The sequence below is a fragment of the Pseudomonas sp. IT-P258 genome (genome assembly GCF_949767825.1).
GTDB lineage: Bacteria > Pseudomonadota > Gammaproteobacteria > Pseudomonadales > Pseudomonadaceae > Aquipseudomonas > Aquipseudomonas monachiensis.
The window spans coordinates 1-22,246 of sequence record NZ_CATKPU010000054.1 but is presented as its reverse complement, the minus strand read 5'-3'; the positions used below and the strand labels follow the sequence as shown (position 1 = coordinate 22,246).

The following is a 22,246-nucleotide window of genomic DNA, read 5'->3' as shown; positions in this document are numbered from 1 at the left end:
CGGTGGCAGGCTGGTGGGTCAGGACGACGCGCCAAGTTGCTTGACGATCTTGTCCTTGACCAGCAGACGTGTCTCCTTGAGCTTCCTTACGGTGTCATCGTTGGACTTGGCCTCCTCTGCTTTCACCACTTCGGCATCCGCCTGGGAATACTTGTTAAGCAGTGAATCCAGTAACGGATCCTTGGTGCGTTTCTGCTGGATTTCTTCCTTTGAGCGTTTCAGATCCTGATAAAGGTCATGGGGCACCGGCATGGAACACCTCCGTTAGTTGATCGGCAGCGAAACGCGATCAATTGCGTTCACCAACTATCAGAATGGCCTCGGTTTGCCCGTTCTGTCGACCACCTGTCAGACCAGCGGTGTCCGTTCGTCGTCCGGTCCCACAGGCGCTAAAACCTTTGTCTGCTCAAGCGGTTTCAGCCGTTGAGCACCATGCGCACCATTTGCCTGAGCGCTTCAGGATTGTAGGGTTTGCTCAACAGGTGGGTGTCGGGGCTGAGCTGGTGGTTGCGCGAGATGATGTCGCGGGTATGCCCTGAGGTGAACAACACGGCCACCGGTGGCTCCTGCACTTTCGCCCAGGCCGCCAGATCCGAACTCTTGATCAGGCCGGGCATGACCACGTCGGTAAATATCAGGTCCACCGCCAGCCCTTCCAGCAACGTTTGCATGGCGACGTCACCGTTGGTGGCCGTAAGGACCTGATAGCCCTCTTCTCGCAACAACTCCACCGCCGCTACCCGCACGGCCTCATTGTCCTCCACCACCAGGATGCGCTCGTGCCCGCCCCGTTGCGGCACATCAGCGCCCGGCGTTTCGCTGGGTGCCGCGCGCAAGGTGCGCGGGAAGTACAACTGCACCCGGGTCCCCCGCCCCACTTCACTGGCGATTTCGATATGACCGCCACTCTGCTTGACGAAGCCAAACACCATGCTCAGGCCCAGGCCGGTACCCTGCCCGTCGGCCTTTGTGGTGAAGAACGGCTCGAACGCCTGGGCCAGTACCTGTGGCGGCATGCCGACGCCGGTATCCGTCACGGACACCCGCACATAGTCCCCGGGGGCAATGCCCTTTGCAGCGCAAAACTTGCGGTCGAGGACGATGTTTTCCGCGCACAGGTCAATCCTGCCTTCGCCTTGAAGGGCGTCACGGGCATTGATCGCCAGATTGAGAATGGCGTTTTCCAGTTGGTTGCGATCGACAAACACATTCCACGAGTCTTCGGGAGCCGTCATGTGAACCTGAAGGGTTTCACCCAGGGCTCGCAGCAACAGCTCCGCCAGGCCATCGAAAATCTGCCGCAATGTGAAGACCGCGGGCGACAACGGTTGGCGACGGGCAAATGCAAGCAGTTGCGAGGACAGCTTGGCGCCGCGCTCGACGGCAGCGATCGACGCCGAGACCCGGCGTTGCACATTGGCGTTATCCGGCTCATGGCGCGCCAGCAGGTGCAGGTTGCCGGCGATCACTTGCAACAGGTTGTTGAAGTCATGGGCCACACCGCCGGTGAGGCCACCGATGGCTTCGAGTTTCTGTGACTGGCGCAGTTGTTCTTCCGCCGCCAGCCGCGCCTCGACCTCATCGGCCACCCGCTGTTCCAGGTTGCGGGTGAACTTGAGCAGGGACTCTTCGGCGTTCTTGCGTTCGTGGATATCGATCAACACGCCGGGGAAGCGAAACGCCTCGCCCTGCTCATTGAACTCGCAACAACCACTGGCGAGTACCCAAAGGTAGCTGCCATCCGGGCGCTGGATCCGGTATTCGACGTTGTAGGGCTCGCCCGTCTCCACCGACAGTCTGACTCGCTCCTGAACCCAACTGCGGTCATCCGGATGGATCCGGCTTTCAGCGATTTCCTGGGACAGGTTTTGCAGGTCTTGCCCGGGCGGATAAGAGAACGCGCGAGCGAAGCGCTCATCACCCGTCAGTACGTTGGCCTTGATGTCCCAGACAAAGGAACCGAGCAAGGCGCCAGCGTTGAGCGCCAGGCGTACCCGTTCGTTGTCGGCGCGGTAGGCGTCTTCAGCCACTTGTCGCCGTTGCTCGGAGATCACCCGCTCCGTGGTTTCCACCACTATGGACATGACCCCGGCCGGGCGCCCGTCATCGTCGGCCACCGGGCTGTAGTAGAGGTCCATCCAGACATCTTCTGGAACCCCGTCACGCAGCAGCACCAGTTCTTTGTTGCGATAGGACAAGGTGCCGCCCGCCAGGCAGGTGTCGACCACGTGGCGATTGAATTCGGCGACTTCCGGCCAACCCAGCTCTACAGCGGAACCGAGCAGATACGGATGACGCCCACCGGCAAACTTGGAGTAAGCGTCGTTATAGATCATGTAGCCGGACTGGCCCCAGAGCATCACCATCGGCAGCGGGGACGCGAGCATCAACTGCACCGCGCTGCTCAGGCTCCTGGACCATGAATCGAGCGGGCCAAGTTCGGTCGGGCTCCAGTCGAACGCACGAATGCGCCCGGCCATTTCGCCGTTCCACCCGGAGCACCCGTGGCTTTCCTCTAGAAACTGCATCGGCTGGCTCTATCCCGGTAAGTTGCACCCGTTTGTTTCGAGCATCCTGCGCGCTATTCGTTTCATAGAGGTATAGCTGATTCTCGCGGGCCACTGGAGATCCCACTATTTGGTCCTCAGTAACCGCGAGCAGGCTCGCTCCTACAGGGAAATGCGGGGTTAGTGAAAATCCCGGCTGCGCACGCTGATGCCATCGAGCAACGGGCTCAGGTCACTCAAGCGTCCGGCAATCAGATGCCGGACCTCACCCTCCTTCTCCCAGCGCCCATCGACCTTGAGCAACTGCGAGCCGACCAACACTTGGCGCTGGCGCTCTGCCAGGTCGCGCCACACCACCACGTTGACGTTGCCGAACTCGTCCTCGAGGGTAACGAACGTCACGCCGCTGGCGGTGGCCGGGCGTTGTCGGCCGGTAACCAGTCCGGCAACGCTGACGGGCCGACCGTGCTCGACGTCCAGCAACTCCTTCGAACTGCGGCAGCGCCGCGCCTTCAACTCACCGCGCAACAGGGCCAACGGATGCGGCCCGAGGGTGGTGCCGACACTGGCGTAATCGGCTTGCAGGTCCTCGCCCACGGTGGGTCTGGGCAACGACACCGCGTTCTCTTCCTGGCTCGGCAGGCCGGCAAACAGACCCAGCTGCTTTTGTACCCCGGCCACTTCCCAGCGTGCCCGATGCCGGTCGCCGGCCAGCCCACGCAACGCGCCGGCATCGGCCAGTTGCTCCTGGGCGCGGGCATCGAGTCGCGCCCGTTCGCCCAGGTCGGCGATGTCGGCAAACGCGCCTTTGGAGCGTGCCGTCTCGATGCGCCGGGCATCGTCCTCGCGAAAACCCTTGATCATGCGTAGCCCCAAGCGAATCGCCGGTTGCGCACCGGCGATCGGCTCCAGGCTGCAATCCCAGTCACTGGCGCGCACGTCCACCGGACGAACCTGCAAATGATGACGCCGTACGTCCTGCAGAATCTGGTCCGGGCTGTAGAACCCCATCGGCCAACTGTTGATCAGCGCACAGGCGAAGGCCGCCGGCTCGTGGCATTTCAACCAGCAACTGGCGTAGGTCAGCAAGGCAAAACTGGCCGCGTGGGACTCGGGAAAACCGTAGCTGCCAAAGCCCTTGATCTGTTCGAAGATCTGCGCGGCGAATTCGGCGGTGTAGCCGTTTTTTTTCATGCCGGCGGCCAGCCGCGCCTTGTGCGGTTCGAGCCCGCCGTGGCGTTTCCACGCGGCCATGGAGCGGCGTAGCTGGTCAGCCTCGCCGGGGCTGTAGTCGGCGGCGACGATGGCGATCTGCATCACCTGTTCCTGAAACAGCGGCACGCCGAGGGTGCGCTTGAGTACCACCTCCAGTTCCGGTGACGGATAGGCCTCCGGTTCTTCCTTGTTCCGTCGCCGCAGGTACGGATGCACCATGCCGCCCTGGATCGGCCCCGGCCGAACGATGGCGACCTCGATCACCAGGTCGTAAAACGTCTTCGGCCTGAGCCTCGGCAACATCGACATCTGTGCCCGGGATTCGATCTGGAACACGCCGATGGTGTCGGCCCGACCGATCATTTCGTAGGTGGCCGCATCTTCGGACGGGATGGTCGCCAGACTCAGGTCCAGCCCCCGGTGCCGGCGCAGCAGATCGAAACATCGGCGAATCGCGCTGAGCATGCCCAGCGCCAGGATATCGACCTTGAGCAAACCGACCGCATCGAGATCATCCTTGTCCCACTGAATGATGGTGCGCTCGGCCATGGCGGCATTTTCCACCGGCACCAGACTGTCCAGCGGCTGCTCGGAAATCACGAAACCGCCGGGGTGCTGGGACAAATGCCGGGGGAAGCCGATCAACTGCCCCGTCAGGCTCAGCACCCGGTGCAACACTGGGCTTTCGGGGTCAAACCCGCCCTCGCGCAGACGTTCCACGGGAGGCGTTTCATCGCTCCAGTGCCCGCAACAATCGGCCAGGGCGTTGATCTGGTCCGGCGGCAAGCCCAAGGCCTTGGCCACATCGCGCACCGCTCCGGCGGCGTGGTAAGTGCTGACCACCGCCGTCAATGCGGCCCGGGCCCGGCCATAACGCTGGAACACGTACTGCAAGACTTCCTCGCGGCGTTCATGCTCGAAATCGACGTCGATGTCCGGCGGCTCGTTACGTTCCTTGGACAGAAAGCGCTCGAACAACAACGTGGTGCGATCCGGATCGATTTCGGTGATGCCCAGGGCGAAGCACACTGCCGAGTTGGCGGCAGAACCACGCCCCTGACAAAGAATCTGTTGCTGGCGGGCAAAGCGGACGATGTCGTGGACTGTCAGGAAGTAGCTTTCATAGCCCAGCTCCGCGATCAGTTGCAGCTCCTTGTCGATCTGCACCAGCACTTCGCTTTTCGGCCCTTTTGGCCAGCGCCACTCGATGCCTTCCTCGGTCAAATGACGCAGCCACGAGGTAGCCGAGTGTCCTTGCGGCACCAGTTCGCGGGGGTACTGGTAACGCAACTGGCCAAGATCAAAGGTGCAGCGCCGGGCGATGTTCAGCGTTTCGGCCAGCAAGTCGGGCGGATAAAGCGCTTGCAGCACGTCGAGGCTGCGCAGATGGCGCTCGCCGTTGGGGTGCAGGCGCAACCCGGCATCGGCCACCGGCAGGTGATGACGGATCGCGGTCATGGTGTCCTGCAAGGCGCGCCGGCCGCGCGCGTGCATGTGCACATCGCCACTGGCCACGGCCGCGATGCACAACTCCCTGGCCAGGCTCAGCAGATCGCCCAGGCGCCGGGCATCGTCCTGGCCGCGATGCAACTGCACCGCCAGCCACAGGCGCTCGGCGAAGACCTGTTTGAGCCAGCGCCCCTGTTCAAAGGCATCGACAGCGTCCGGCACCCACAACGCCAACAATCCCGGCAAGGGCTCGCTGAAGTCTTCATGCAGCACCTGATACTGGCCTTTCTGCGTGCGGCGCCGGGCGCGGGTGATCAATCGGCACAGCGCCTGATAGCCCTCGAGGCTCTCCACCAGCAGCACCAGTTTCGGACCGTTCTCGATGCGTATTTCACTGCCGATGATCAGCGGCAACTCCACGGACTTCGCCGCTTGCCAGGCCCGAACGATGCCCGCCAGGGTGCATTCGTCGGTGATCGCCAGGGCTTGATAACCCTGCTTTTTCGCGCGCTGGAACAGCTCGAGGGCACTGGAGGCACCGCGCTGGAAGCTGAAGTTCGACAGGCAGTGCAGTTCGGCATAGTCGCTGCTCATGCGAACCAGCCCTGCAACCACAGCGGGCCGTCCTCACCGACCGCCCGGTAGGCCCAGCCCTGTTGGCCGGCACGGGTTTCGATCAGGTAATAGTCACGGCGTACGTCGTCGCCGTCCCACCAGCCGGACTCGATACGCTCCGGCCCCATGAGGATGCGCGCCGAGCCCTGATGCACGGCCAGCGGCTCAGTCAGCAGCCAGCCCGGCCGTTTCACCGCGGCCGGCACCGCGCAAGGCTGGCTGTCGGCACGGGCCTGCCACGCGCACTCGGGGCGGTGATCGGCCTGGAAGCGCAAGCCATGCACCGCGTCATCCCCCAGCCGTGCACGCAGGCGTTCGCGCAGTTGCTCCCAGGGCAAGGACTGTTGCGGGCGATCGTCGAACAGTTCCTGATGCTGGGGCACGAAGGTCGGCAAATCCTCGGCGCGCAGGCGAAAGCCGCGCACCGGCGCCTCGACCTGGACTTGCTCCAGCCGCCCCCGGGCCAGTTCGAAGAGCATCGCCGGATCGCGCTCGGCACTGAGCAGGCCGACCTTGATGAGCGTGTCCGGCAACCCGGCGTGCTCCAGATGCAGGTCGAAACGCTGTACGCCGCTATCGCGACCGCAGAGGAACGCCGACAGGTCTCCCGTCAACCGGCGCAACGGAAACAGCAAGGCTTGATGGGACTGCACATCGAAATTGAGCTCGATACGCACATCGAAGCGGTCCGGCGGCAGGTAGAACGCCAGCGCCAACCGCCGCAAACCCAAGAGGGCATCCAGGTGCTTGAGCACCTGGGCCTCGAAGCGCCGGGCCAGGCTATGCCGGGGCAGCGCCTGCACCTGGCTCAAGGTGCGCAGGCCCATGCGCGACAAGGCCGTGGCGACCGAGGCTTCGAGGCCGACCCGGTCGACGGGCATTTGCCCCAGGTGATGCTGCAAGGCTTGATCGTCCGGCACCACCAGACCGTCATAGGCGTTGGCCAGCACCCGCGCCGCCACCGGGTTGGCCGCGGCCACGATGCGGTGGCGAAACCCCAGTTCACCGAGTTCACGGCGCAGAAGCGCTTCGAATTGCGGCCAGGCGCCGAACAGGCCGAGGCTGGATTCGATCTCGAACACCAGGGCCCGGGGGTAATGCACGCTGACCTGGGAACTGAAGCGATAGGCCCAGGCGGCGAGAAACCGCTGCCAGTGTTCGATTTCAGCAGCGTCATATTCAGCCGTGACAAAACCTTTGCTCAAGGCCTGTGCCGCGCTCATGGACTGGCCGGGACGCAAACCCAGCGCCCGCGCCGCGCCGTTGACGGCCTGCAGCACCCGGCGCTGGGCCGGACCGGTCAGCAGCGCCAGGGGTTCATCGGGATCGGCGCGCTGACGCAGTACCGCGTCCAGCGCCAATTGCGGGAAAACAATGCAGACCCAGCGCATGGCAACCTCAATGCCCCACGGCGAAGGCAATCGGCGCCGAACGGGCCAGGCCGCCGCGGCACTTGAGCACCCGCAGTTGTGCCGGACGGGCATCGATGGCAATGCGCAGGGCCGCCGGCGAAGGGTTGATCGCTTCACCGAGGGGACGATAGGCGAAGGCCAGGGTCTGGCCGGTTTCCGCCGCCACCTGCAAGCGGCGCAAGGCGCGGTCATCGGCCTTGTGCGGCCAGCACAGCACCGCGCCGCAACTGCCCGAACGCAGGCATTGCTCCGCGGCCCACAGTGCATCGCGCTCGCTGGCCTGGATGATCGACAACTGCCGCAGATCGACCCCGGCGCCCTGCCACGCCTGGGGGTACGGCACATAAGGCGGCGCCACCAGCACGATGCGCTCGCCCGCCGCCGACAGCCGTGCCAGGGTCGGCCACACCAGTTGCAACTCGCCCACGCCCTGCCCGGCCAACAGGATTTCCGTCAGCGCCGCCTCCGGCCAGCCACCGCTGGGCAACGCGGCGTCCAGCGCGGCATGCCCGGTGGGTTGCGGGCTGGCGGCCGGTGGCGCAGGCCGGCCCTTCCAGACCTGGCCGCCATTGAACAGCGTATCCAGCGCAACGACGGCGCCCATCAGCCTTGCCTCACCAGGCCACAGAACACGCCTTCGATGGCCAGGTCCCGGTCGGCCTCGACAATGATCGGCTGGTAGGCCGGGTTGCGTGGCAGCAGGCGAACCACATCGCCGACCCGCTCGAAGCGCTTGATGGTGACTTCGCCGTCGAGTCGCGCCACGACGATCTGGCCATTAACGGCCTCGGGGCTGCGGTGCACGCCCACCAGATCGCCGTCGAGGATGCCGTCCTCGATCATCGAATCACCCCGCACCCGCAACATGTAGTCCGGCACCCGCGAGAAGATCGACGGATCGAGCAGCAAGCGGCTGTGCACCTCCGCATCGGCCCCAATCGGCGCACCGGCCGCCACCCGGCCGAGCACCGGGATGTCCAGCAATTCGGGACGCGGCGGCTGCCCGAGCAGGCGAATGCCCCGGGCCTGATGCGGGTTGACCTCGATAAACCCGGCTTCGGTCAACGCCAGCACATGCTTGCGCGCCACGCTGCGGGAGGCGAAACCGAACGCCTCACTGATTTCAGCGAGGCTAGGAGGCTGACCGTGCTCGGCGATGCGATCGCGGATAAAGGTCAGGATGGCGGTACGGCGGGGAGTCAGAGTCGTCATGGAGTACATTTGTACTCTTTTGGCTTTTTCCTGGCAAGGACCGTGTAGGAGCTGTCGAGTGAAACGAGGCTGCGATCTCTTGAGACCAGAGCGAAAAGATCGCAGCCTGCGGCAGCTCCTACAGGAGGCCGGTTCAAACGTAACGTCCAGCACTCCTTACTCGAACAAAACGGACGATCAAAAAATAGGGTCTACCGTTCGTCGCCTTTCTAAAATAATTAGCATCTGAAGAAAATAAAAATCCATAAAAAAAGTACGAAACGCACATTTACTCCTACAGAAATATTCTACTTAACATAGCAAGATCATTTCTGCTTGCCGAAAACTAAAACACAGTTTCAAAAAGGAATTTCACAGTTCCACGCTAGAAACTATCCACACCAAAACAAAACCAAGCCACTAAGGTTCCTAACATCATGCAGGACGCATCTTAAAAACATGCAGGAATTCCCCTACAACACAAAACCCTCTCGCTTGCGTCCAACAGTAAAATCAACTAATCCTTGCAGCACCACTTAATACCAAGCGCCCCCACAAATAAAAGAAAAATAAAAAACAACAAGCCTGAAAAAGTGACGCTCAATGACTAAAAATATTCTGCCCAGAATTTTCTCCCTAACGTCCATATTCATAAAAGAACAACTAAAAGAACCCATCGCCTTGTTCTGGATCATGATATCACCTTGTGCGATGTTCTATTTTTTTGCAATAACCAGGCAAGACCCCAACTATTTTTCGAGCAATTACATTACGATTTCAGCATGGTTTTATGCCTACATCTCTTCAAGTGTCGCATTATTCGGATTCGCCTTTTACATAATCGGAAGAAGGGAAAGTGGATTCACCCGATCATTTATTTACTCCAAGGAATCGAAACTAATTTTTCTTTTATCGCACTTCATTGCCTACTCGCTAATATCGATATCTTATTGCGCAACCTTTTACTTAACGACCAAATTACCATTCGGAAACTACGACCTCAATGAACTACTGAATATCACACCACGCTTTTACATCTGCTTTATCATGTTTTGCGCGATCGGGGCTGTATTCTCATTATTACCGATCAACTTTCAGAACTCGAACACTTTGCTTTCCATTTTTTCGTTCTGCATGCTGATTCTCGGCGTAATGAGTGCCAGCAGATCAAACCCCATCACCGACACTTTGAACCTCGCAAACCCACTGACACTTGCAAGCCAGATAATGGAACAAGGTCTTGAATCCAACAAACTCATCACGACAGCAATAATTTTTTTATTTATTTCAGTACTGCACAAAACCTTCAAACACCTGAGAATCAATCCCGTATGGAGTCGATACTGATGAAAAAATTCACGGCGCAGAGCATTGACTTCTCCTATACGGACAAGCCCCTCTTGACCCAGGCATCTCTTGAGGTTGCTCAAGGTGACATTGTCGGCATTCTGGGGCCCAATGGATCTGGAAAAACAACTTTTTTCGATATCGTCTGCGAGCTTAAAAAAGCAAAGTCCGGCTTGATAAAAAACGACTTCAGTCAGTTTTTATACCTTTCTCAAATCATCACCACTCCCCCGCCGCTACGCATGCGTGACATTTTTAAAATGGTGACTGCGCTGTCATCAAGCGAGCCCATGACACAAGATAAAACCCTGAAAAAACTAAGCGCGTGGAGCCCTGCGATAGTTGACCGATACCAAGATATCTGGAACAAAAAATCATCGCTGTGCAGCTACGGAGAGACACGCTGGTTCTTTACTCTCACTCTTCTTTCAATTTCTGCAGACTTCGTGATTCTCGATGAGCCTACCGCCGGTGTAGACCCGGAATTTCGTCGCTATATTTGGCAATGCCTACGCGGCGCCGCCAGTGAGGGCACCGCTATTCTGGTTTCCTCGCACAATGTTGATGAGGTAATTAACCATTGTGATTATTTTTACATGATTAGCCAGAAACGCTTCAATCGCTTTGCCAATGGTAGGGAGTTCATGCATCGGTATGGAGTAAATACTGTGGACGATGCGTTTATCCGAGCCGTTACTGAGCCTGTATTCACAGCATAAGGCCGGTCGACTGCTCGCGAAAACCGTCCAGGCGTACCGATTCCTCCAACTGCATCGCTTTATCGTTCACGTCCATCGCGAGCAAGCTCGCTCCTACAGGGATCAGGTCAGGCTTGAGAGATACGCCCACGGATAAATCCCCTGCTCATGCCCATCGCTGAACACCAGTTGCAGGCCATACCCTTGCGGATTCAGTTCGATCACCTGAACCCGCCCGTCCACCATCGGCGCCATCCCCCGCAACCGAAACGCCCGGCACTGCGAGCACGGGCACTGCCGGCGCAATTCGGCATGCTCCAGCAGTTGCTCGCGGCCATCCGGCCAGTCCAGTCGCAACTGCTGTTTGCTGCGGGAGTTGCCAATCGCCACCGGGTTCATTGCAGTTGGCTCAAGGCAATGCGCACGGCCTTGCGCACTTCAGGGTCGCCGTCGTCTTGTGCGTCCTGCAATGGCGCAATGGCCCGTGGGTCGTTCAATTCGCCCAGGGCCAGCGCGGCTTCCTTGCGCAGGTTGCTGATGCGGTGGCCGAGGGTGTCGATCAGCGCTTCGAGCGCCGGTACAAAACGCAAGCGACCGAGGCTGCGGGTGGCGCGCAGGCGCACTTGCCAGTAATCGTCGCCCAGGGCGTCGACCAGGGCCGGGCCCGCGTCGGGGTGGCCGACCTTGCCCAGGGTGGTGGCGGCTTCTTCGCGCACTTGCCAGGCTGCGTCGCGCAAGGCCTGGCGCAGGGCCGGCAGCACCTGGGCGTCAGACGCCAGGCCCAATGCGCCGGTGGCGGCACGCCGCACCTCGGTGTCCGGGTCAGCGCTGGCCAGTCGCGCCAGTGCCGGCAAGGCATCGAGTTGCTTGAGCCAGCCGAGCACGCCCACCGCTTCGCGGCGCACGCTGGCGCTTTCATCAATCAGTGCCCGGGCAGCCGCATCGGCGGCATCGGGGCAACGCAACTCGCGCAACGCCCTGAATGCGGCGATGCGTACGCCGCTGTCGGCGTGCCCGGTCCACGGCAGGATGACCCGGCCCGCCGCTTCACTCTTGAGCAGGCTGAGGCTTTGCGCTGCGGCCACCTGCACCGCCGGGGATGGGTCCGTCAGGGCCTGGCACAGCGCTTCGACCACCGGTTCGTCCTCCCAGGCTTCCAGCAGGCGTGCGGCTTCGGCGCGAACGTCCGCAATCGGGTCTTCGGCCAGTCGATCGATCAGCCACAGCAGGCCGTCCGGCTCCTCGAGATCGGCCAGTTCGATCAGCGCGATCCGGCGTACACCGGGGTCGTCATCGGTCAGGCGCGGCTGCAGGGCAAGAATGTCGTCGTTATCGGTTACATCGAATAGTGAGGTCATAGGGCAAATCGCGGCAGTTTGGTTTCAGGGGGAAGTCCGAGCGGGTTCAGGCGCGGCAGTTGCCGGCCGTCTTCGTGCCGCAGGAGTTCGAGGCAATGGCGCTTGAGGTGCGAGAATTCGGGGCTTGTCACCAGTTGCGTGCTGCGTGGCCGGGGGAAGTCCAGGCGCAAGTCTTCGATGATCCGGCCGGGCCGTGGACTCATGACCAGCAGGCGATCGGCGAGGAACAGCGCTTCGTCGATGTCATGGGTGACAAACACCACGGTGGTGCGGATGCGCGTCCAGATGTCCAGCAGCAGTTCCTGCATGTTCAATCGGGTCAGGGCATCGAGGGCGCCGAAGGGTTCGTCCATCAGCAACAGGCGCGGACGGTTGACCAACACCCGGGCGATTTCCACCCGTTGCTGCATGCCGCCGGAGAGCTGATCGGGCCAGCGCCCGGCAAAGCCTTCGAGGCCCACCAGGGCGAGGATTTCATCCGCTGCCTTGTGCCGTTCGGCCTTGCCGATGCCTTGCATTTTCAAGCCGAACGCCACGTTGTCACGCACCGTGCGCCACGGAAACAGCGTGTGCTGCTGGAACACCATGCCGCGCTGGGGCGATGGGCCCGCCACCGCTGCGCCATCGACATTCAGGGTGCCGGTGCGCGGATGCAGGTGGCCGGCCAGGGCGCCGAGCAAGGTCGATTTGCCGCAACCCGACGGCCCGAGAATGCACACGAACTGCCCCGGTTCGATCTGGCAATCGAGGCCCTGCACTGCTTCGAAAGCCGTGTCGCCCTCGCCCAGGCTGATCGACAGCCCGCGAATGTCGATACGCCCTTCCAGGTGTTGAAAAACGCTCATCAGGCTTTTCCTCGTGGTCGATGCCAGGGCGTGAACAGCCCGCCCAGACGCTTGATCAACAGGCTGCTGCCCATCCCGAGCACGCCGATCAGCAACATGCCGACCACGATGTCGGCGTAGTTCTGGATGGTGTAGGACTCCCAGGTGTAATAGCCAATGCCAAACTGGCCGGAGATCATTTCCGCCGTCACCAGGCAGAACCACGAAGTGCCCATGCCGATGGCCAGGCCGGTGATGATGCTGGGCGCAGCGCCCGGCAGAACGACCTCCAGCAGGATGGCCCGGCGCCCCGCCCCGAGGCTTTTCGCCGAGGCGATCAGCCGTGGGTCGACGCCTTCGACGCCGTGCACGGTGTTGAGCAGGATCGGGAACAGTGCGCCGGTGAAGGTGATGAACACCATCGACAGCTCCGAGGAGGGAAACATCAGGATCGCCAGGGGAATCCACGCCACCGCCGGGATCGGGCGCAGCACTTCCAGGGGCGGCAACAACAGATCTTCGGCCCATTTCGAGCGGCCGATGGCCAGGCCCAGGGCCACGCCAATGATCAGCGCCGCGAGGTAACCGGCGAACACCCGGCCGAGGCTGCTGCCCAGGTGTTGACCGAGTTTGCCCGAGTCGCCGAGGCCGAGGGCAGCTTCAATGACCGCCACGGGTGTCGGGACGTTGGCGAAGGTCACCAGGCCGAGGTTCCAGTGGTGGCTGGCGGCGAGTTGCCAGAATACGAGGCAGAGCAGCAAGGATGCGGCTCTGGGGATCCAGCGTGAATATGATTGGTACACAATTATTCCTCTCAACCCTGGACCCTGTGGGAGCGGCGGTGCGGCGATCCCACAGGGGATTGCGGTGTTATGACTGTTAGCGAACCGCCACGGCCTGCGCGGTAGCATCAGTGAAGTCGAGGACCTTGCCGCCTTGCGCCGTGGCGAACTGTTGGGCCTGGCCCTTGAGCAGGAACGCGCTCAGTTGCCCTTTGCGATCGGTGGCAAACCACGCCTGATCCGCCAGCAACTTGATCCCGCTGTCGCTGGCCTGGGCGTACACCGCGCGGATGTTCCTGCCTTCCTGCTTGAGGCTGGCCAGCGCGGCAAACGCCGCTTGCGCCGAGGCGTACTGGCGGACTTTCGGCTCGCCGCGCACCCAGATTTCCGCCACGTGGCTGAAGTCGGTGATGGCTTGGCCGCTGGCGGCATCGATGGCCTTGAGCGGCGCCGGCCCGTAACTGGCCAGTTGCGCGCTGTAGTCCAGGTTCGAGGCCTTGAAGGCGGCGCGGATGTATTGGTCGTCGATGAAGGTGTTGAGATCGAGCCCGCGATCGGCCTTCTTCAACAACTTGAGGGTATCGATGGCGGTGCCCACGGCCTGACGGTATTCCGGCTTCCAGCTCAGGTCGCGGGTCTGCACACCGAGGGGGCCATGGAACAGGTAATTGACCTCGGCATCGACCCCGGTGACCCTGGCGATCAACTCGCTGTATTTCTCCGGTTCAGCCGCCAGCAACTGGTTGGCTTCGATGCTCGCCCGCAGGTAAGCGACGACGATTTCCGGGTACTTCTTCGCATAGGCCTGATCGACCAACGCACCGTGGAAGGTCGGCGCGTTGGCCTGGGCACCGTCATAAATCTTGCGCGCGAAACCGCGGCTGGGGAACAGTTCGGCGAAGGGCACGAAGTCAGCATGGGCATCGATCTTGCCGGCCTGCAACGCGGAGCCGGCGACTTCCGGCGGCTGGGCGATGATGTTCACGTCCTTGAGCGGGTCCCAGCCCTGGGCCGCGACGGCCCGCAGCAACATGCCATGGGCGGTGGAAGCGAACGGCACGGAAATGGTCTTGCCCTTGAGCTCTGCGAGCGACTGCACGCCCGATGCGCTCGGCACCACGATGCCGTTGCCACTGCCCTTGATGCTGCCCGACAGCACGCTGATGAACAGGCTGTGCTTGCCCGCCGTTTCGAACGCCACGCCGTTGAACGCGCCGGGGAAGTCGGCCATCGCGCCGAAGTCGAGCTTGCCGGCCACCATCTCATTGGTCAGGGGGGCGCCGCTGGTGAAGTTTTTCCACTGCACCTCGTATTGGGCGTCTTTGTAGGGGCCATCGTGGGGCAGGTATTTGTCCAGCAGACCGAGTTCGCGAATCAACAATCCGCCGGCGGCGCAGTTGATGGTGGTGTCCTGGGTGCCGATGGCAATGCGGATGGTTTCGGCCGAGGCCGACAGGGTGAATGAAGCCAGTACCAGACCGGCTAAAGCTGCACGCAACATCATGAGTGTTTCCCCTCGAATCATTTATTGGATGTTCGTCTCCGCCACGATCAGGGCGCGGTGGGAAACGAGGGGTGTCTTGAATCAGGCGTCCGGTGGTGCCGGATGGCGTTTTGTTGTCTGGGCTGGCCTCTTCGCGAGCAAGCCCGCTCCCACCGTTGATAGTGTTTCAGCGCAGCAGGTACGGGATCTCTACTTTCACAGCCCCTGTCGGGCAGTCCTTTTCACAGGGCATGCAGTACCAGCATTCATCGAACGCCATGTAGGCCTTTTGCGTGGCCGGGTTGATCGCCAGCAGGTCCATCGGGCAGACGTCGACGCACACGGTGCAGCCTTTGTGAGCGATGCATTTGTCCTCGTCGATGGTGACGGGGGCGTTGGAACGGAAGAAGATTTCCTGGGCTTGATAGGCCATTTCACGGTCTCTCTCTTGGGTGATGCTCAGGCGGCATCCGCGCCGACCCGCAGCCGGTCGTAGGCCTGCAACTCGTCGGCATCGAGCGGGATGATGTAAGGCTCGACGGCTTTCTTGAAACTGCTCATCAAACCGTTTTCGTCTTTCTTCAGGTGGCAATGGCAGAACCAGTCGCGGTCGTTGCGTTGCGGGTGATCGACGCGGTGGTGGTAAAGCCCCCAGCGGCTCTCGGCGCGGAACAATGAAGCCCGGGCGGCCATTTCGGCGCAGTCGCGGATCATGCTGACTTCCATGGCGCGCATCAGTTCGTGGGCGTTGTGGGCCTTGATCTGGTCGAGATCACGCTGGATGTCGCTGAAGCGTTGCAGGCCGATCTGCATCTTCCTGGTCACTTTCGGCGGTTGCAGGTAGTCATTGACGAAGCGCCGCAGCTTGTACTCGACCTGGGCCGGTGGCAGGCCGTGCTCACGATCCAGCGGTGCGTAGACCCGTTGCTTTTCGGTTTCGATCTGCCGGGTATCCAGCGCCGAAAACTCGCGCCCGGCGACAAAATCCGCCGCGTTGTGGCCAGCGAACCAGCCATAGGTGAACGCGCCGAGCATGTAGTTATGCGGCACGGCAGCCATGTCCCCCGCCGAGTACAGGCCCTTGACCGAGGTCTCGGCCTTCTCGTTGACCCACACCCCCGACGCCGAATGCCCGCTGCAAAAACCGATCTCGGAGATGTGCATCTCGATCATCTGCGTGCGGTAGTCGGTGCCGCGATTGGCGTGGAACTGGCCGCGACTCGGACGCTCGTTGCTGTGCAGGATCTCTTCGATGTTCTGGATGGTTTCCTCGGCCAGGTGATCGAGCTTGAGGAACACCGGACCATTGCCGCTTTCCAGTTCCTGATGGAACTCCCACATCATCTGCCCGCTCCAGTAGTCGCACTCGATGAAGCGTTCGCCCTTGTTGTTGGCGGTGTAGCCGCCCAAGGGGCCGGTGACGTAGGCGCAGGCCGGGCCGTTGTAATCCTTGATCAGCGGGTTGATCTGGAAGCATTCCAGGTTCGCCAGTTCGGCCCCGGCGTGGTAGGCCATCGAGTAGCCGTCGCCGGCATTGGTCGGGTTTTCGTAGGTGCCCATCAGGTAGCCGGAGGACGGTAATCCCAGGCGTCCGGCGGCACCGCAGGCGAGGATCACTGCCTTGGCCTTGATCACATGGAAGTCCGCCGTGCGGCAATCAAAGCCCATCACCCCGTTGACCGCGCCCTCTTCGTCCGTCAGCAATCGGGTGCAGACCAGGCGATTGGTGATGCTCACCCGCGCGCGCTTCAACTGCCGATAGAGGACTTTCTTGATGTCGTGCCCTTCCGGCATCGGCAACACATAAGCGCCCATGTGGTGAACCTTCTTCACCGCGTAGTCGCCGGTTTCGTCCTTCTCGAATTTCACGCCCCAGCGGTCCAGTTGCGAGAGGGTTTCAAAGCTGTGGGTGGCATAGGCGTACACCGCGGCCTGATTGACGATGCCGTCGTTGGCGATGGTGATTTCCTTGGTGTATTGCTCAGGCGTCGAGTGACCGGGAATGATCGCGTTGTTCAGGCCGTCCATGCCCATGCTGATCGCGCCGCTGCGCTTGACGTTGGCCTTGTCGATCAACAACACCCGCAGGTCGCGGTTGCGTTCCTTGGCCTTGATCGCCGCCATGGGGCCGGCGGTGCCGCCGCCTATGACAACGATGTCGTATTCCTGCTCCAACGTGCTGCGCGTCATGCCTGCTCCCCTTTTTGCCGGTCGATCCGCAGGCGGTACTGGAAAGCATCGCCACGGTAGTAAAGGTGTTCGAAGTCCAGCGGCCGACCCTCGACATCATGGGTCAGGCGCTCGATGCGCATGATCGGCGAGCCGGGTTCAACGTTCAGCGCCTGGGTCAGGTCGCTGTCGGCCAGCACCGCATCGATGGCCAGGTCGGCGTGCCCCAGGGCCAGGCCGCAGTCGTTTTCCAGGATCAGGAAAATGTCGCGGGTAACCAGGTCGGCTTTTTCCAGGCGCTCACCAACGGCCTTGGGCAGGTAGGTGATTTCCAGGGAAACCGGCTCGCGATTGATCAGGCGCACACGCTTGATCTGCGCCACGACCTCGCCTTCGGCCACCTGCAAACGCTCGGCGACGAGCTTGTCGGCGGCAATGAACTTGAAGCTGCGCAGGCGGTTGATCACCTCATAGCCGCGACCGGTCATGGACTCGGCCAGGCCTTGCAGGGTGCTGACGTTCTGGAAGGTTTTCGGCTTGGCGACGAAGGTGCCCTTGCCGTGGATCTTGAAGATCAGCCCCTCCTTTTGCAGGTCGCCCAAGGCCTGGCGCACGGTGATGCGACTGACCTTGAACAACGCGCCAAGCTCGCTTTCGGAAGGCATCTGGCTGTCTTGCGGGTATTCGCCGTCGAGGATGCGTGCGCGCAGCACGTCTCGCAGCTGGGTGTGCAACGGGACGCTGCTCAGGGATAGAACGTTATCGGTCATGGCAGATCACTTGTTATAACGAGTTATGACGTGATCTTAGAGAGGTTATGACAGGCTTGAGAAATACCGAATGCGCATAAGGTTAGAAGTGCAACACAACCAAAAACTGTAGGAGCTGCCGCAGGCTGCGATCTGTTGATTTTGTTTTTTAAGCCAGGATCAAAAGATCGCAGCCTCCGGCAGCTCCTACAGGGGATTGTGTGTGGTCTGAAGGATCAGTGGCGCTTGAGGATCTGGTCCATCACCCAATCGGTCTTCAGCGCCTGCTCGGCCACGGCCGGGTGCTGGGCCTCGCCACGAATATGCGCATTCATGCCCATTACGTGGTGCCACTGAATGTGGGCGTGATGCTCGATGGTCAGGCTGAGGTGTTCATCGGCGTGCAACTCGACCGGGTGTTCATCGAAGACTGAAAAGGTGATCCGGCCTTTGCTGCCAATCACTTCGACCCGGTCTTCGCGACGGTCCGCAACGAAGTTCCAGCAGCCCATGCCCAGAGCCCCGCTGGCAAACCGCCAGGTGGCGCTGACGGCATCTTCGGCCGCATACATACCGGCCTGGCGTGCGGTGAACCCGGCGACTTCGACGATATCGCCCAGCAGGTACTGAAACAGGTCCAGGCCATGGCTGGCCAGATCCGCAAAGTAACCACCACCGGCAATCGCCGGGTCGGTACGCCAGTTTTCACTGCCATTGCGATCCGCTGCCGACGGGGCTTTGGTGAGGGTCCAGCTCAGGTGCCGGACCTCGCCGATCCGCCCTTCCTCCAGCCATTGCCGCACTTGCCGGAAGCGTGGCAACGAACGTCGGTAATAGGACACGAACAAGTGCAACCCGGCATCGGCAAACACCTGCTGCATCTCGCGGCTTTGCCCGGCATTCAGCGCCATCGGTTTTTCCACGCAGCAATGCTTGCCGGCGGCGGCCACCTGCAAGGCATAGGCGTGATGGCTGTCGGGCGGCGTGGCGATGTACACCGCGTCGACCTCGGGATCGTTGATCAGCGCCTGCGCATCGGTGTAGACCCGCGCGATACCGTGGCGCGCGGCGTAGTCGGTAACGGCTTCCAGGCGCCGGCCCATCACCGCCACCAACGCCGATCCGGGTGCCTTGTAGAAGGCTGGCGCGCTTTTGCGTTCAGCGACACTGCCACAGCCGATCATGCCCCAGCGCACCAGGTTCATAGGCTCTCCTTGCTTATCAGCCGACGCGCAATGCGCGCAGGTCCAGTCGACCGTCCTTGAGCGGCGGGCACCAGTAGTAGCCGCCGGTGATCGGACGGCTGATGCGGTACAGACCGTCGGTGATACCGTCTTCCAGGCCACTCATGCGGCGCAGTTGGGCTTCGAAGGCATCGAGGGAAAAGCCGAAGGCCAGGAACATCAGGCCGGCGCGGTCGCCTTCGATCCACGGCATCGAGCGACGCACCACGAAGGCCTCGGGCGCAAAGCTTTCCTGGGCGGTGCGTTTGACGTGGGCGGAAACCGGCGCGTCGTCGAGCTCTTCGTTATCGCTCAAGCGGCGACCCATGATGTTGTCTTTTTCATCCGCCGACAGCCCATGGAAACCTTTCAGGTCATGCTGCCACTGCTGGATCGCGGCGAAGCTGCCACCCACCGTACCGTCCGCGCCCTCACCCACCAGGGCGGCGGCCACGGCGGCGGCGTCGTGGGGGTTCTCGGTGCCATCTTCATAGCCGGTCAGGTCGTGGCCATTCATGTGGCGGAAAGTTTCGTTCATCTGCACCAGGCGCAACGCCGGGGCCAGTGCCGCTTCGATGGCGTTGCTGCGGTTGAGCAACTCGCCACGGTCTTCACCGTGCAGCCAGCACCAGAGCGCATGTTGAGTCGACGGATTGTCGACGCCGACACCCGCCAAAGCCGGGAAAGTACGCAGGCCTTCGATCTGCCCCTCCAGTGCGTTGACCAGGGATTCGCCGAAGCCGACGACAGCCGATTTCCCGTCCACCCGTTGCATCAAGTTGTCGAGCGCAGCCGGCAGTGCCGCGGCGGATTCGAGGGCGAAGAACATATGGCGGGCTTGAGGCGGAACAGGGGTGGCGAGAATGCCCGGCTGGTAATGGCTCATATGAACTCCTTGAAAAAGAGCACAGAGTTTAACCGGAGTACGAGGGTTTGTGTGCCGTGAGAGGCCACAGAAGCCACTCGCCACAAAAGATCAAACCACGCTGGGGATTTCGTTGCGGAACGCACTCGGGCTCATGCCGGTCCAGCGCTTGAACGCCCGGCGAAAGCTGCGCACGTCGCTGTAGCCGACTTCTTCGGTGATGCGTTCAATGGACATGTCCGGGTTGGCCAGCAGGCTCATGGTGCGGGCCTGACGCACTTGTTCCAGCAGCGCTTCGAAGGTCAATGCATGTTCGGTGAGGCGGCGGCGCAAGGTGCGGCTGCTCATGTTCAGGTCGCCGGCGATTTTCTCGATGTGGCTGCCTTCGGTCAGGTCCCGGGCAATCGCCCGTTCCACGGCCTGGATCAGGTCCATTTTCTGGTGCACCTGCGCGGCTTCCAGCTCGAGCAGTTTCACGGCCTGACGCAGGGCCAGGGAATGGTGATTGGGCAAGTGAACGCCCAGCCAGTGTGCCTCGATCACCATGCGGTTTTGCAGGCAGCCGAAACGCACGTCCGGCCCCAGCAGGCGCGAATATTCGCCGAGATACTCCGGCGCGGCATGCATGAACTCCACGGCCATCGGCTTGAAATCCGCCCCGACCAGCGCCCGGCCGTACACCAGCAGGCTGGCGAAAAACTCCTCGACCGCGAACAACTGCACGTCGGCGAACGGCAAGCGGCATTCAACGTCGATAAACACCCGATCCCCCGCCTCCTCCACACTCGACACGACAATGCCGCCAGAGGTGTGTTGATGGCGAATGCCCAGTTCAAAGGCATCGCGCAGGGTCTTGCACAGCGACAACACATGCCCCAACAAACCCAGCGTACCGAGCACATTCTGCGCGCCGACCCACAGGCCCAGCCCCTGATTGGGCAAGGCCTTGAGCGCGCGCTGAATCATGGCCACGGCCTGGCGATAGGAAATGCGTTGCGCCGGGTCCTGCAGGTCTTCAAAGGTAAAACCCAAGCCTCGGCACAGGCTTTCGGGGTGGATGCCTTTTTGCTCGGCGACTTCGGCCAGGGTCTGCAGGAGAAACGGCGACACCAGCGCCAGTTCAAAGGTGGGATCGGTCACTTTCATTTGCATGGGGCTATACGTTCCGGGTCGAGCTGCATTCTTATTTTTGTAACCGGTTATGTCGAAGGAAGTTAGCACAGGGTGCAAAGGCTGTCCGCAGAAGTCCCCCTAAATGGCCGCCAATACCCTGCCTTGCAGGGCGCAGACAGCTTATTTCTATGTTGCGGCCCTCGTATGGATGCCGGACAGCCCGCTAACAATAATAATGAGAACACCCATGATCCCGACCCGCACGACACTTCCCCTACTGGTCATTGGCCTGGCCGGCGTCTGCGCCCTGCAACCGGCACTGGCCACCGAGGCTGGCGTGGACAACATCGGCACCGGCACCGACGGCTTTTTCATGTTGCCGCTTTCGCCCGACAGCCTTCCGGACAACATGGTTGCCTTCAACCTCTACTACAACCACTACAAAGCCACGAAGCTCAATATCAGCTCCCTCGGCGGCAAGGTGCCGAACGTCGAGATCGAGTCCACGGCGGTCATTCCGCGCCTGGATTACCTCAGCCCGATGCGGGTGTTTGGCGGCCGGCTGGGTGGCTACATCGCGCAGCCCTGGCTCAAGCAGGAAGTCTCGGTGTTCGGCTTGCAGGACACCCGCGAAGGCATGGGCGACACCACGGTCGCACCGATCATTCTCTGGGACATGGGCCCAGACCTGACCCTCGGCGCCGCCATCGAAATCACCGTGCCGACCGGCGAATACAGCGTTGATCGCCTGGCCAACACCAGCAACAATTTCTACACCTACAAACCCTTGTTCTCCTTCACCTGGCTGCCGACGGACAGAACCGAGGTGTCGATGAAGACCACCTACAGTTTCAACGAGAAAAACAAGGACACCGACTACAAGTCAGGGCAGATTTTCCACTTCGACTATTCCGCCAGTTTCAAGATCACCGACAACCTGATGCTCGGGTTGAACGGCTATTACCTCAAGCAGACCACCGACGACAAACAGTTCGGCCACACCGTGCAGTTCAATGGCCAGGACGTGAACGACGGGGTGCGCGGCCAGGTGTTTGCCATTGGCCCGGCGCTGCACTGGACCTTTCTCGAATACGCCAGCGCGGAGATTCGCTGGGCCAAGGAGTTCGACGTGGAAAACCGGCCTGAAGGGGAAATGCTTTGGGCCAAAGTCAGTATTCCGTATGCGTTCTGACTGAAACGACGCCTTCGCGAGCAAGCCCGCTCCCACAGGGGAATGCATTCCAAA

19 protein-coding genes are annotated in these 22,246 nt (G+C 61.4%); 2 read left to right on the top strand and 17 right to left on the bottom strand.

Annotation, left to right across the window (positions count from 1 at the left end):
* Window positions 1–18: 18 nt before the first annotated feature.
* The 6 genes from ACM6G4_RS18780 to lexA all read right to left on the bottom strand — a co-directional run bounded on the left by ACM6G4_RS18780 (window position 19) and on the right by lexA (window position 8,419).
* A complete protein-coding gene (locus tag ACM6G4_RS18780) occupies window positions 19–252 on the bottom strand; it encodes a DUF465 domain-containing protein (protein WP_008050666.1) in 234 nt (77 codons plus the stop codon).
* 164 nt (window positions 253–416) lie between these two features.
* On the bottom strand, window positions 417–2,528 hold the full coding sequence (locus tag ACM6G4_RS18775; RefSeq protein WP_414914318.1) for an ATP-binding protein: 2,112 nt from the start codon (window positions 2,526–2,528) through the stop codon (window positions 417–419).
* A 159-nt stretch (window positions 2,529–2,687) separates the two neighbouring features.
* Window positions 2,688–5,786, bottom strand: coding sequence for an error-prone DNA polymerase (locus ACM6G4_RS18770; protein WP_414914317.1), 3,099 nt, complete (start codon window positions 5,784–5,786; stop codon window positions 2,688–2,690).
* Entirely contained in the window at window positions 5,762–7,177 is a 1,416-nt protein-coding gene (locus ACM6G4_RS18765; RefSeq protein ID WP_414914316.1) for a Y-family DNA polymerase, read from the bottom strand. The genes ACM6G4_RS18770 and ACM6G4_RS18765 overlap by 25 nt, the downstream gene beginning before the upstream one ends.
* 7 nt (window positions 7,178–7,184) lie before the next feature.
* Entirely contained in the window at window positions 7,185–7,802 is a 618-nt protein-coding gene (gene imuA / locus ACM6G4_RS18760; protein ID WP_056724376.1) for a translesion DNA synthesis-associated protein ImuA, read from the bottom strand.
* Window positions 7,802–8,419 (bottom strand): transcriptional repressor LexA, encoded by a 618-nt coding sequence (lexA, locus tag ACM6G4_RS18755; protein ID WP_347906995.1) that lies wholly within the window; start codon window positions 8,417–8,419, stop codon window positions 7,802–7,804. Before lexA ends, imuA begins: the two co-directional genes overlap by 1 nt.
* A gap of 1,316 nt (window positions 8,420–9,735) precedes the next feature.
* On the opposite strand from lexA, the gene ACM6G4_RS18750 reads away from it, so the two are divergent.
* Window positions 9,736–10,455: an AAA family ATPase gene (locus tag ACM6G4_RS18750; protein WP_223542786.1), complete on the top strand. Its 720-nt coding sequence runs from the start codon at window positions 9,736–9,738 to the stop codon at window positions 10,453–10,455.
* A gap of 102 nt (window positions 10,456–10,557) precedes the next feature.
* On the opposite strand, the gene ACM6G4_RS18745 is transcribed toward ACM6G4_RS18750, so the two are convergent.
* From ACM6G4_RS18745 to ACM6G4_RS18695, 11 genes are all read right to left on the bottom strand, one after another.
* The gene (locus tag ACM6G4_RS18745) at window positions 10,558–10,833 is read right to left on the bottom strand and encodes a DUF971 domain-containing protein (protein ID WP_414914315.1); all 276 of its coding nucleotides are present in this window, start codon (window positions 10,831–10,833) and stop codon (window positions 10,558–10,560) included.
* Window positions 10,830–11,792 (bottom strand): HEAT repeat domain-containing protein, encoded by a 963-nt coding sequence (locus ACM6G4_RS18740; protein ID WP_414914314.1) that lies wholly within the window; start codon window positions 11,790–11,792, stop codon window positions 10,830–10,832. Before ACM6G4_RS18740 ends, ACM6G4_RS18745 begins: the two co-directional genes overlap by 4 nt.
* Window positions 11,789–12,637 carry an ABC transporter ATP-binding protein gene (locus ACM6G4_RS18735; protein ID WP_414914313.1) on the bottom strand — a complete coding sequence of 283 codons (849 nt, stop codon included), beginning with the start codon at window positions 12,635–12,637 and terminating at the stop codon, window positions 11,789–11,791. Before ACM6G4_RS18735 ends, ACM6G4_RS18740 begins: the two co-directional genes overlap by 4 nt.
* Complete coding sequence (locus tag ACM6G4_RS18730) at window positions 12,637–13,419, bottom strand: ABC transporter permease (RefSeq protein ID WP_414914312.1); 783 nt, start codon at window positions 13,417–13,419, stop codon at window positions 12,637–12,639. The genes ACM6G4_RS18735 and ACM6G4_RS18730 overlap by 1 nt, the downstream gene beginning before the upstream one ends.
* A gap of 76 nt (window positions 13,420–13,495) precedes the next feature.
* Window positions 13,496–14,902: an ABC transporter substrate-binding protein gene (locus ACM6G4_RS18725; protein WP_414914311.1), complete on the bottom strand. Its 1,407-nt coding sequence runs from the start codon at window positions 14,900–14,902 to the stop codon at window positions 13,496–13,498.
* 166 nt (window positions 14,903–15,068) lie between these two features.
* A complete protein-coding gene (locus ACM6G4_RS18720; RefSeq protein ID WP_056724362.1) occupies window positions 15,069–15,314 on the bottom strand; it encodes a ferredoxin family protein in 246 nt (81 codons plus the stop codon).
* 26 nt (window positions 15,315–15,340) lie between these two features.
* Window positions 15,341–17,071: a fumarate reductase/succinate dehydrogenase flavoprotein subunit gene (locus ACM6G4_RS18715; protein WP_414914310.1), complete on the bottom strand. Its 1,731-nt coding sequence runs from the start codon at window positions 17,069–17,071 to the stop codon at window positions 15,341–15,343.
* On the bottom strand, window positions 17,068–17,820 hold the full coding sequence (locus tag ACM6G4_RS18710) for a GntR family transcriptional regulator (RefSeq protein WP_056724359.1): 753 nt from the start codon (window positions 17,818–17,820) through the stop codon (window positions 17,068–17,070). The genes ACM6G4_RS18715 and ACM6G4_RS18710 overlap by 4 nt, the downstream gene beginning before the upstream one ends.
* 215 nt (window positions 17,821–18,035) lie before the next feature.
* Window positions 18,036–19,004, bottom strand: coding sequence for a Gfo/Idh/MocA family protein (locus tag ACM6G4_RS18705; protein WP_414914309.1), 969 nt, complete (start codon window positions 19,002–19,004; stop codon window positions 18,036–18,038).
* Between the two features lie 16 nt (window positions 19,005–19,020).
* Complete coding sequence (locus tag ACM6G4_RS18700; protein WP_414914308.1) at window positions 19,021–19,908, bottom strand: Dyp-type peroxidase; 888 nt, start codon at window positions 19,906–19,908, stop codon at window positions 19,021–19,023.
* 90 nt (window positions 19,909–19,998) lie between these two features.
* Window positions 19,999–21,039 (bottom strand): AraC family transcriptional regulator, encoded by a 1,041-nt coding sequence (locus ACM6G4_RS18695; RefSeq protein ID WP_056724354.1) that lies wholly within the window; start codon window positions 21,037–21,039, stop codon window positions 19,999–20,001.
* 208 nt (window positions 21,040–21,247) lie between these two features.
* Between ACM6G4_RS18695 and ACM6G4_RS18690 the strand changes: the two genes are divergently transcribed.
* Complete coding sequence (locus ACM6G4_RS18690) at window positions 21,248–22,192, top strand: transporter (protein WP_414914307.1); 945 nt, start codon at window positions 21,248–21,250, stop codon at window positions 22,190–22,192.
* The last annotated feature ends 54 nt before the right edge of the window (window positions 22,193–22,246 follow it).